This window comes from Deltaproteobacteria bacterium, from assembly GCA_017302835.1.
GTDB lineage: Bacteria > Bdellovibrionota > Bdellovibrionia > Bdellovibrionales > Bdellovibrionaceae > UBA2316.
On record JAFLCC010000005.1, the window covers coordinates 229,089 to 241,583 of the forward strand.

Annotated in this window: 7 protein-coding genes; 4 read left to right on the forward strand and 3 right to left on the reverse strand. The window is 34.6% G+C overall.

The window, feature by feature from the left end; genetic code table 11:
* Window positions 1–38 precede the first annotated feature (38 nt).
* The 3 genes from J0M15_07605 to J0M15_07615 form a co-directional block, all read right to left on the reverse strand.
* Complete coding sequence (locus tag J0M15_07605) at window positions 39–3,674, reverse strand: DEAD/DEAH box helicase (GenBank protein MBN8536904.1); 3,636 nt, start codon at window positions 3,672–3,674, stop codon at window positions 39–41.
* A 228-nt stretch (window positions 3,675–3,902) separates the two neighbouring features.
* Entirely contained in the window at window positions 3,903–4,511 is a 609-nt protein-coding gene (locus J0M15_07610; GenBank protein MBN8536905.1) for a hypothetical protein, read from the reverse strand.
* A 77-nt stretch (window positions 4,512–4,588) separates the two neighbouring features.
* Window positions 4,589–5,422 carry a trypsin-like serine protease gene (locus tag J0M15_07615; GenBank protein ID MBN8536906.1) on the reverse strand — a complete coding sequence of 278 codons (834 nt, stop codon included), beginning with the start codon at window positions 5,420–5,422 and terminating at the stop codon, window positions 4,589–4,591.
* A gap of 249 nt (window positions 5,423–5,671) precedes the next feature.
* Between J0M15_07615 and J0M15_07620 the strand changes: the two genes are divergently transcribed.
* Genes J0M15_07620 through J0M15_07635 form a run of 4 tightly spaced genes read left to right on the forward strand, consistent with a single transcriptional unit; the run spans window position 5,672 to window position 12,470 of the window.
* A complete protein-coding gene (locus J0M15_07620; GenBank protein MBN8536907.1) occupies window positions 5,672–7,195 on the forward strand; it encodes a hypothetical protein in 1,524 nt (507 codons plus the stop codon).
* 36 nt (window positions 7,196–7,231) lie between these two features.
* Window positions 7,232–7,840: a DUF4194 domain-containing protein gene (locus J0M15_07625; protein ID MBN8536908.1), complete on the forward strand. Its 609-nt coding sequence runs from the start codon at window positions 7,232–7,234 to the stop codon at window positions 7,838–7,840.
* On the forward strand, window positions 7,834–11,328 hold the full coding sequence (locus J0M15_07630; GenBank protein MBN8536909.1) for a hypothetical protein: 3,495 nt from the start codon (window positions 7,834–7,836) through the stop codon (window positions 11,326–11,328). The genes J0M15_07625 and J0M15_07630 overlap by 7 nt, the downstream gene beginning before the upstream one ends.
* Window positions 11,325–12,470, forward strand: a complete 1,146-nt coding sequence (locus J0M15_07635) for a hypothetical protein (protein MBN8536910.1) — start codon at window positions 11,325–11,327, stop codon at window positions 12,468–12,470. The genes J0M15_07630 and J0M15_07635 overlap by 4 nt, the downstream gene beginning before the upstream one ends.
* Window positions 12,471–12,495: the final 25 nt, after the last annotated feature.

Consider the following 12,495-nt stretch of genomic DNA (forward strand, 5'->3'; position numbering starts at 1 on the left):
TAGTGGGTTAAGTTGAAAGAATTTTGAACTTATAGCCCTCATTGAATTAAAAACAAAAAGTCTTCTTTTGTGAGCCGTCCACTTACTGATGTGGTAATGTCTTCAGATTCGCTAAATAAGGAATCAAAGTAGCCTTTTTTTCTCGATTTAAGGGATTCGATTTTTTCTTCGACGGAGTTTTTCATAATGAGTCTGTATACTTCGACATTTTTTGTTTGTCCCAGACGGTGGACTCTGTCAGTGGCTTGATTTTCAACGGCAGGGTTCCACCAAGGTTCTACATGAAAAACGGTAGAGGCTTTTGTTAGATTAAGGCCAACTCCGCCTGTTTTTAGGGTCATTGCCAAAACCATGGGTTGCTCTGACTTGTCAAATTCTTCGAGAATCATTTTTCTTTTATTCTGCGGAATGGCCCCGTTAATAACTAAACAGCAAATGCCTGCCTCTTTCAAGAGAGAATGAATTCTTTCAAGAGTTGTTAAGAATTGAGTAAATATAAGAACGCTTTGATTGTTTTCAATCAGTTCTTTTATCGAATCGATCAGATGTTCTAGTTTTGGCGAAACTTTATTGTAGAATATTTTAGGTAAGTTGTTTGGATCAGAACAGGTTTGCCGTAATCGCAACAATGCGGTAAGCATGGCCAATTGGCTTTTTCCTTCCCCTTGAGATAGAAGGAGTTCATTAATTTGATCGTTATGGGAAAGAGCTAGTTTTTTGTAAATTTCTAATTGTTCTTTCTCAAATTCTAAAACGATGCTTTTTTCATGTTTTTGAGGCAAATGAATATTTAATTTATCTTTTGTTCTTCGTAAAAGGATGGGTTTGATTTTAAGTTTCAGGTCTTCCAAGTCTTCTTTTGTTAAATTTTTTCCCACTCCATAAATTTGGTTAAAGGTCTCATATTGACCTAAACAGCCAGGAAGGATGAGATCGGCGATGGAATAAAATTCCATGTAGTTATTCTCCAAAGGAGTGCCTGTAAGAGCTAATTTAAAGTCTCCATGAAGTTGTCTGGCGCAGGTTGCTCGGTAGGAAGAAATATTTTTTAAATATTGAGCTTCATCAAATACGATGACCTGCCATTTTATTTTTTTAAGAATTTCAATATTTTCACAAAGCACTCCATAGGTAATCAGCACATGAACGGATTTTTTAGTATTTTCACAAAGTTCTTTTAAAATGATTTCCTTTTTTTGAGAGTTGAAATGAATTAAATTCAAGTTTGGCGTAAATTTCTTGGCTTCATGGATCCAGTTAAACACCAAGGAAGTAGGCATTAAAATCAAATTCAATTTTCCACTTGCATGAGTTGAAGATATTAAATCCAATTTAGAAAGGTGCTCGAAAAATGATAAGGTTTGTAGGGTTTTTCCCAGACCCATATCATCCGCCAAGATACCACCAAGTTGTAAATTGAACAAATCATTGACCCATTGAATTCCTTCTATTTGGTATGGTTTAAGGATTTTTGTCAGTTTTTTATTGATAAATAGATCATTTTTTTGAGCATTTAAATTTAGATAATAATTTAAAATCTTGTTCCATAGGGCAGAAGAAGACTCGACCTTAACTCCGCGATGGTGCAAACTTAAAAGCTCCAAAATTTCTGATTTAGGAAGTCGATAAAACTCCTTTTTTTCCCCGTGACCAGGGGTATTTTTTTTGTTGGAAATCTTTTTCCAAAATCTCTCTAAGGATTTCATTTTCGGCAATGTTTTAGGGTCAAGCAAATAATATTTTCCCTTAAAAAGAACCATGCCCATGGAATCTTGAAATTTAAATTCGTCGATATTCACATTCATACCATTGAAAAATATTTTTGGATGAAGTTCAAACCAATCCAGATTGTCGTCATTGAATTCAATAGATGTCGTCACCTCATCTGCGGTGAGGGTGACGACGTCATGGTCATCATAGGCAATTTGCCAACCTTTACTTAGTAAGTAGGGAATTTGTTTTAAAAGTTCCATACCATGTTTAGGTTCTAGTTCTATTTTATGAAATTGCTCTTTGCGTAGGTATTTAGAAATAGTTTTAGCCAGAGAAGAAGACTCTTTATCGTTCAATAGAAGGATGTCAGTATTTTTCTGAAATAATGATTTAATAAGGGTTTCGTTCTCTTTGAGGGAAACTTTTATGGAAGCCATTCCCTTATCTATTGACAGATAACTTTCAAGAATAACTTTAGCAAATTGAGCTACAATGATTTTTTCATTTTCGAGAATGATAACTTCACCAGGACTTGTAAAGGTCATTGGGGCTAAATTCAACCTTTCTAGGATGTGGAGTATTGAGGATTTAAGGTAAGAATAAACTTTTTTAGAGATAATCATCTTCAGAGGGAGTCCGTCGACTTTGAGTAAAACAGCGCACTTCACATTCAAAAACTCAATTAACTCATCTTCAGATTTAATAGAGGTTCCATCGCTAGAAGGGTCACCTAAATAATAGTTCATTGTTTCTAACAAAATAAGGGAAGCAATACCTCGATGTCTTAAAAATTTAAGGTCCATCTCTCTTTTAAAATTCTTTTTTCCAGAAGCGAGTTCAGACCTGTCTTCGTAAAAAAAGGCAGACATACCGTCTAGGAATCCTTGGGAAAAAAAGCGAATATCCTCTAGAAAGTTCATCAGATAGAAGGAATTTAAATCACTTGAGACTTTAATTGCAAAAGTGAGTTCATGAGGTGATTTTAAGGTGTTCAAAGAAAGAACGGGATGAGCTTTATTTGAACTGATAAGCTGAGGGGAATTAGAGTATTCATAGGAGATTTTTTCTTTGTTCAGCCAGCTGAGAATGGGATTTAAATTAGTAAATTTTTGGATACGAATGTTGCCTGATTGTTCAGCAGTTTCTGAATCCATATCTGGATCAAAATCCCAATAATTTAATTGATTTCTGATTTTATTTTCAGTGCTGAGAATGGGGATAATCGTTAGTTCTTTAGTATCTAAATTATAAAATGAATTATTTATAAAATATAAATTCTCTGGAACAAATGGGTTTGTATTTTTATTCCACAGAGAGAATCCCCCTGAATAAAAAGACCTTTCACTGAAGGTATCTGCGGTAGGTCCTAAAATAAAATCCTCTTTTAAATGTTCATTTATAGTGAAAGAATAAACTGGCAATAATTTGATGCTCCGGTTAGCTGGGTTAAAGCCTGAAGATAAATAGATTTTAAATTTTTCTTTTTCAGTAAGAATGTCGGCCAGCTTAAAAGCATTTTCAATTAAGATCAATATTGCATTGGCAATAATATAAAAATCAATGATTCGGTTTTCATGAAAAAGGCTATTTAAGAAACTAGCTAACTTTGTATTTTCTTTTAAAACCGCTGGATTGACATATTTTTCAAAGTCTGGTGGTAAGAAACCTTGGGGCAACAAACCAGTTATTCCAAAATTGAAAATTTCAAAAATATTATAGGTATTTCCATTCGCAAAATGAAAAAGGAGAGTGTTTGCAAGCCTCAGAGTATCGAGTCTATAGTAGGAATTCTTACTTGAAATATATGCTTTCCTTAGATGAGAGACATTTTCAATTTCATTGTAAAAAGGGTAGGATTGTAGATGGAATTTTTCTTCGATAATGTAGGAGCTTAGATCCTTAAGGTTTGCTCTATTGTCATTTGGTATATTAAGACTTATAAATTGCAGCTTGTTGTACATTCTCGTCTCCCAAGGCCTTCTTCTAGACAATGTTTGACAGAATGTCCAAAATAATCTCAGATGCCCCATATTAACGATCAAAATTCGGGAGGCCTTTAAGCAGCAAGGTTCTTGATTTAGTTTAGAGAAATGAAAACTATTTCTAGCTAGGCGATAGAACCGAAGTTATTCACCATCAGCAGTTCTCTTGTCTTTAACTAAAACGATACGGAAAGGCCAATTAAAGTTCTAAAATTCTTTTTTTTTGATAATCAATTCTTCGATGTTTTTAAGTCTTCTCTCCACTTCGATTTCTAATCGATCTTGACGCTTGTAAAGCTGATCATAGCCTTCAAGAACGAATCGATTTCTGGCATTTTGCTCTTCCATAAGTACAGCCATTCTGTGAACTTCAGCTAATACTTTATCAAGTTTTGATTCAATTGTATTAAATCTCGCATCGATTTCACTGAATCTAGCTTCCATTTTGTTAAACCTTGCATCAATTTCGCTGAATCGGGCTTCCATTTTGTTGAACCTTGCATCAATGTCGCTGAATCGAGCTTCCATCTTGTTGAATCTGGCATCGATGGAAGCAAAGCGGGCGTCGATTTTGTGAAATTTTGAGCTAAGTCTTTTTTCTGTAGATTTAATTTCTAGCTTCAATTCTTTTTCTAAATGAAAAAACATTCCTTGAGTAGCAACTAATTTTTTTGAATCCAAAATTGGAGATAGGGATTTTGGAGTTGCTTTCTTTTTACTTGTTTTTAAGGAGTTCATTTTTTTCATTAATTTAGGAGCTTCTTTTTTAGAATTTTTTTCTTTAGATTTCTTTATTTTCTTCGGATCGGTTTTCATATAAGGTGCCATGCATTGGCTACCTTATATGGATTGGGTATTTTATTGCAAGATTAAAAAAGGATTGTTGCGGTTGTTTATTTTTCCTTCATTTGTTTCGCGTTAAGATTGATCCATTTTCTAAAAGGCATCACTTTCGTGTATATAGAATAGCCTTCACAGTCTTTGTCATTCGGGCCATAACCTCGGCTGGTAATACCCCAATAGAGAAGCTTGCCATCAGCTAACTTCACGAAGGCAGGTCCTCCAGAATCTCCATGGCAGGCGCCCTTTTGATTCGTTTGATCAATTAATATTTCTGTCTCGCTGAAACTGGCTTCTTTTATTTTAGCCTCAACTGCTCTTAAAATTCCAGCTCCTGAGTTATCCTCGCCATCCTTGATTCCATAGCCAGCCAGTTCAACTGTTTGATTGTTTTGGAATCTGTAGGAGCTGGGTAAGAGATTGACCTTTTCATAGCCGCTCGGAAGTCCACCCTTAAAGTAAATAATTCCGATATCAAAGGCATTTTTGCTTTGACTGCTTTTATTCCAGTAGGGATGAATTTGGTAGCTAGAAATGGAACGTAGTTTTTTATCTGAGGTTTTTAAGGAAAATGAAATTTTAATTTCTTCCGGAGCACCTGACAAGCAGTGGGCCGCAGTTAAGAGAAATTCTTCTGTCAAAATACTTGCGGTGCAAAGAGTGCCTTGCTGAGTGTTAACGATGCTGACCACATAGTTATCAATCGCTTCTTTCTTCTTTACTTTTTCTCCTCCAATAATTAAATTTCTTTCATCGTCGGGAATAAAATCATCTGTCTCTGCAGTTTTTATAATGGGTTCAGGTTGGGCTGGGCTATCCGAGTTATCCTGGTGGCGGTCACAGGCTTGGAAAAATATTGACAGGATGATAACAAATAAAATTTTCATAGAAACTCCTTTTTTTATTATAGATTGAATGCAAGGTCGAGGACTCGATCAGGATGGTTTTAAATAGCCCTTGAATCTTTAGGAATTCACATCTCGAAAGTCAGACTCTTCCATGGTGTTATCCGCTATCCCATAATAGTCTGAAATTAGTATGAGATATCAAAATCCGGATGCGGAAAATGAATTCCAACGATAATTCATATTATTGATTTGACCAAAGTATGGAAATTGAATAGCTCTAGGTGGCCGGTGCAAAATACTAATGATTTATTAAATTCTAAGTTTAATCAGGAGCAGCTGGATAATTTATTCAGTCATCATCCTTACATTTTGCTTTTGCAAAAGGATGATTGGAAAGAATATGCGATCATCATTCAGGATCTTTATGAGATACTTGAAGACGAGAATTCAAAATTACCAGTTGAGGTTTTTAAGACTTATTTAATAAAGTTTTATACGGGGAAAAAAAATCAAAGTATTGAGAATAAAATTCATCAATTCTTTTTAATGACCATTGGTGAGTTGAAGGTTTTTAAAGACACTCACGATAGTCACGGTCAAAGGTATATTGAAACGACTCGTTCTGGAAGGCTGTTACTTCAATGGCTGAAAAGCTTGCTCAATCAACGAACAAAATATTCGGGGACAGGGGCAGAGACCTTACTGGGCTCATTGAACGATATTTTGGTAAGTCGAAAGCAGTTAAGCCAGGAGGAAGCTCTAGAGCATCATTCTGAAAGGATAAAAAAATACCAAGAAGACATAAAGAAAATCAAAACTCAGGGCGTTCAATTTGCGGAGCTATTGCCAATACCTCATTCTAATGAAGCTCTTTTTAACCAAGCTGATGAAGCTGCTAATCAAATATTGGCAGCCGTAGAAGATGTGAAATTGGCCATAGAGAAGGAACGTCAAGAGCTGTCAAAAAGTTATTTCGAAGGACGACGGAGTGCTGGAAAGAACCTAAATGCCATCACCGAATTTTATGAAGGATTATATAAATCGCCTGAGTATATCAGTTATGAGCAGGCAAAAAACTTACTTTCCTTTTTAAATAATTATGGGAATCGGTTTCGAATTAAAAATGTAGATCGTATTTTAAATGAAATAAAAAATAAAAAATTGATAGAAGAACATGAAATTAAAAAATCATCTTTAAAAAATTTCAATCAACATTTTTCAAATTCAGATTTAAATATTCAAGACAAGATCAGGGCGCAAATTAAGATACTCCAACAACAGGTCACTTATGCCATGTCCACAGATGTGATGGGATTGCAGGGAACGTTAAAAGAAATATTAAAACTATCATTTCAGAATAAAAATGATTTCTTGGATTATTTTGTCAGTCATCCGAGCCAAATAAAATTAACTTCGGACTTTGACATGGGCGGGGTGACTCCCTTTTTGTTTGAAATTCCTGTAGAATCTGAATCGCAAAAAATCTTTTCAGAAGAGCTCAATGCTGATGAAGAAAAAGACTTGATTTTGGCATTGCTGCAAGCTGAGGAGATTACTCTGCAACAGGTTCTTCTTAAATTTGACAGTGAATTTAAAAAGAACCCCAAATTGAAACTCTCTGAATATCCCTTTCAATTTGGGATAGCTGAATACTATGTACTTTGTGATATTTCACTTTTTAATGAACGGTTTGAGTCTTATTCTAAAGATTTTTTTGATCTCCAATTAACTACAAAAGTAGGTGATTTTGTTTTGCGAAAAGTTCCTGACGGGCAATTTAAATTATCATTAGATGTGGATTTGAAAAATTAAAATGAAAGACGTCAAAAGTATGATAGGAAAAAAAAGATGGAAATAAGTAAAAGTCAATTACTACTGGCCGGAGCTTTGAGACGGCTATTTAAGAATCGCTATTTGTTAAAAAATAGAAATGAAAAATGGTATCAAACCATAATAGATTTACGTGAATTGATTCAAAAATCTTTAGATAGTTTTTTGATTCAATTAGAAATAAATGAATCGCTTGGAGTGGCTTATTTGAAGCCAATAAATGATTCGATTGAGGATCTGGTTCAATATCAAATCGGTCGAAGCAAGGTATTGTCACCTCTGGCAACGGCCTTACTGATTAAACTCAGGTATGATCGGCTTCAATTTATTTTAAATCCGACACCGGAAGGTGCGGCTTTGGTTAGGCTAGAAGAGTTAAAAGAGTATTTAATCCAGTTTGATAATTCTAAAATGGATAGTCAGTTTGAAAAAAATTACCGTAGGGCCATCGATGATATGCTTCAATTAGAGGTTTTGTTTGAGACAAAAGAAAATAGTGAGTTGTTTGAAATTTCTCCTCTATGTGAAATTTTGATGAGTTTAGATGATTTACAACAACGAAAAACCCAAATGGAAACTTATTTTCAACATTATAAAAATAAATCTTCTCAAGAGGTCCCATGTTAGACAACGGCTATAGTTTATCACGAGTTGAAATTTTAAACTGGGGAAATTTTTATGGATATCAAAAGTTTCAGCTTAAAGACTTGTCAGATGATGGTTTGTTATTTGCTCCCCCAGCTGCAAGTGCCATACTTGGCGTAAATGGTTCTGGGAAATCAACATTGATTGATGGGATCATGATCACTCTGCTTCCCTTTGAGAACTCCCTAAAATTGGGTGTGACCAATGATCTCGAAGTAGGTTCTGGCGGTGGGCGAACTATCAAAGATTATGTTCTCGGAAAACATTCCTCAACCCACTCTTCTATCGGAACGCTCCATGGTCAAGCGGGATATGGGCGAAAAGATGGGTGTTCCATTTTTATGCTGGTTTTTCAGCATAACAGAAATGTGAATAAATTTATAACTCTTGGCAGGATTTGGTGGTTTCAGAATTATCAAGTCAATGAGACTCATTTGGCATTTATAGGTTATGATCCACTAAGTTTAAATCAGTTTCTTGTTAATAATGAAAGTCCGAAAAATTCAAAAATATTTCGCAATCTTTTAAAAGAGACTTTTCCACATTTTCAGGTTTACGATGTGATGCAAAGCTATTTTACCGCTTTAAGCAGTAGCTTTGGAAATATTAGCAAAGAAGATTTAAAGATCTTAAACCGCGCTTTTTATGTGAAATCAATTTCGCAGATCGATCAGTTTATTCGAGAAAATATGCTTCTGGAGCAAGAAAATCCTCATTTAGAAAGGCTTTTAGAAAATGTTAGAAACGGTAAGGAAATCGCACTGGCTATTCAGAGTTGTGAAAGAAAAATCATCCTTATCGAAAAAATACTCAGGAATCTTGATAAATTAAAACTTTGTCTTGAAAAGAAAAAGGAATTTGATCAACAATTGCAACTTAGTAGTTATTACGCGAATTGGATTGATATTGAAAAATCTAAAGAAACCATAGCCAAACTAAAAGCTGAGGTTGAAAATCTGGAACGACAATATCCCATCGTACAAAAAGAAGTATTAGAAATCGAAAACACTCACAAACAACTTCAAGTCCAAATTTCACAAAATGATTTGGAATCACGATTGCAGAAAATGGATATTGAATTACAATATTTAAATCAAAATTTAACTCAACTAGATGGTGAGATTGAAAAAAAATGGTTAGAAGCAAAGCAGTTAAATTTGAAATTACCAAATTTTAAAATCGAAAAAGAAATGGATCAATTTGCCGCCAAACTTCCTGAGATAACAAACAGTTTGGAATCTGAAATTAATTCTTATTCTTCAGAAGTCGAATTATTACGAAATAAAAAATATAATATCGAGCTGCTATCAGAAAGTTTAAAAGCCGAGATTAAGCATTTATCCGAAACAAAGTCACTGATTCCACATGAGTTATATTCCATTAAAGAGATGGCGTTGCAGAAATTAAAAATTCCACAGGATAAAATATTTTTTGTGGGTGAGTTGATTCAGGTTAAACCTGGATATTTGCAAAATCGTAAGGCCATTGAATCAGCTCTTTTTCCTATTTCTAGAAATATTTTAGTTCATCCAGACTATTTGAACGTTATGACACAGTGGTTGGATCAAACGGGGTTAAAATCTGACGTCGTGGTTAAGAGAATCAGTTCTGAAGAGCTTTTATCTGCGGATAGTAGGGATAGAATAGATAAAAACGATTCGGATGATATTCTGAAAATGATCGATTTTTTGCCTGATACCGAACATGATTTTGGTTATTACTTAAAGAAATGGTTGGAAGATGTTTTCGACTATCAATTAGTGAGCTATAAGGATTTTAAAAACAAGCAGGGAAAGTTGGTAACATCTGAAGGTCTGGTCAAGACAGACTCTCGAACTATGAGAAAATTAAAGAGTCATTTTTCATTCTCTTTGGGATGGGATAACCAGGAACACCTAGCTTTGAAAACAAAAGAATTGGTAGAGTTACAAGAACAATATTCTCAAATTAAAATTCAGATTGAAGTAATTAATAAATGCTGCTCGCAAGCTGAAGAAAAAAGATATTTTCTTAAGGAATTTAATCATCGGTTTCCTTTTTATCGAGAATTCCCTTCGATAACAGCAAAATTGAAAAGCCTAAGTGATGAAAAAAAGAAACTCTTAAAAGAAAATCCAGGATATGAAGAACTTAAATCTGAAGAGAACAGGCTTTATAAATACCTGAAGGAATTGCAAAAAAAAGAAAGTCAAATACACACTCAGGTTGAAGTCCATAGAACCCAAATGGAAAAGCTGACAGTTGTCATTCCTGAAGAGGAAAATCGGCTAATGGCCTCGTTACAGCATCAGAACTTGGTTCATCTATTTCAATCAAAAGAGATTTTATTTCAGAAGTTAACAGATTTAAAACAGTATTTGTTTGAAAAGAAACTACATCGATTAGGCTATGAGGCGGATCTCAAGAAAGATTTTGATCGAATGGACATTCAGGCAGAATCGGCCAAGTCTCAGGTTTCGGAATCTTTAAATTCCTTTAAGATGACATTTGAAGATCCGAATTTGCCTTTCCTATTGCCACCAAGTCACGAGGTTTTAATTTTTGCTCAGGAGTGGGAGAAAAATCTATCGCGATTGAAAGAAACGGAATTGCCAAAGGCGCAAGAAAAATGGAAGAAATTTTTCGATCAAATATTAATAGATTCTGTTAAAGACATGATCAATGAAATCAAATCGAAGCTTTATGATGTCGAACAAAATATCACCTCGATAAATGAAGTGTTAAAACTGACTAATTTTGAAGATTTAATGAATGAAAAAAGATACTTGCGAATTCATTTTCATGCCTCTGTAGACGAACGAATTCGAAGGTTCAAAAAAAGCATTCAAGACATAGAAAAACTGCTTGGAGCTCAGATCAGAAATCAAATTGAAACGAATTCTGAGGTCGTGATGAAGGTGTTGGTTCCTTTTGTGGAAGAGTTTCAAAATGATTTAAATTTTAGAAATTTTGTAACTGATGTGCGCAACCACTTCCATTTTGAGGTTCATTCCTTACGAAGAGCCATGCCTACAGACGAGGGGTCTTTTTTACAGGAGGATCAGAAGGAAGATCAGATTGTGGAGGTCTTCTCTGGGGCGAAGAAAGATGCGAAAAGTTCTGCGCAAACAACTCATTTGGCCTATACCTTACTGGCTTCGTGTTTGTCTTACCGATTTAAATTCAATGACCCTCAATTTGGACAAGAGACTCCAAGAATTTTAATTTTGGATGAATTTGGCGGTAAGTTTGATAATGAAAAACCAAAAGACATTATCAAACTTTTGGATCAAATGGGTTTTCAATCAATTTTAGTTAGTCCGATGTCCAAGGCGGATCTTTTAGCTGGATCGATCAACCAGTTGGTATTTGTACACAAGGTTTCTGCAACTCATTCGAAAGTGAGATCGATTCCTTGTAGCTCCAAGGAAGATTATGATCGGCTATTAAGTTCACAAAGAACGGAGCCCTTCACTGCGGGCCCATCATGAAGGCGGCAATTTCAACGAAGGAAGGGTATCTCAAAAAAGAGGAATACTTAGATCAAGCCGAGGATGAATATCTTTTTTCTGAGGCAGGTGATTTTTATTTTGAGATAAGAAAGAGGCCAGGGAGTTCTGATTTTTATGCGCAGTTAGAAACTGAATTGCAATCTCAAAACTTATTTAAGGTTGTCGAATACCGTGAAATCAAAGAAGGCTATGCTAGAATTTCAAGACCTTCGCGAATCCATCTGAATCAAGAACAGCTTTTAAGCGTGAAACCTGAATTGAAATCCCTGAAAGAAAATATAAATTTATGGCATCACTTGTATGGGTTTATATCAGTTAAGGAGTTTATTAAGAAAAATAAAGGGGAATGCTTAAAGAAAATCGAAATTGTGGAACCCTGCTTAGATGTTTTTCAATTTTTACTTAATAATTATGAAAAAAATAAAGGGCTGCTCGCCAGACAAATACCCCACGGTTATTCGACAAAGCTTATCGGAAAGGAAAAATTACTTCTTAAAGTTTTTCAATTTTGGCAATTCTCTGTGTTAGGGAATGGAGACTCTTTGATTTCTTGGAAAGATTTTTTTCGCTATTTTCAGCTGCTTAAAACGCCACCAGAATTTAGAATTTATGCGCCTCAAGTGGTAATGCAGAACAAAGAACTAATCGATTTTCAGGGAATTATTAATAATGAGAATTTAAATGAATACCGATGGCCTGATTTAAAAGGCTCTTTGATCGTTGAAAATTGGGAATCTTTTTATGCGCTGGCATCTATGAAACTTCCTTGTTTGTTGATCTGGGGAGGAGGGTGGAAGGCTAGTTTGTTGAAATCAATGCTAGAAAAAATACCAAAACCCTTATTTTATTGGGGGGACATGGATAAAGAGGGCTATGAGATATTGGGTTTTTTACAAAATATCTCAAAAACGAAAATCACTCCTCTCTTTATGAATGAAGAAAGTTTCAATTTAAATTCTCATTTGAAACAAAAAAAAGAAATTTATTTTGGCCCCTTTAAAGATTTACATAATCTTCAATCCATTTATGAATTTGTATGTAAAAATGGCTACCAAATAGAACAGGAACAAATTGAAATCAAAGAGACAGAGTTCAGAAAATACTGGTTATGGCAGGTCTAGAAATAAGAACTCATTTTCCATCTGT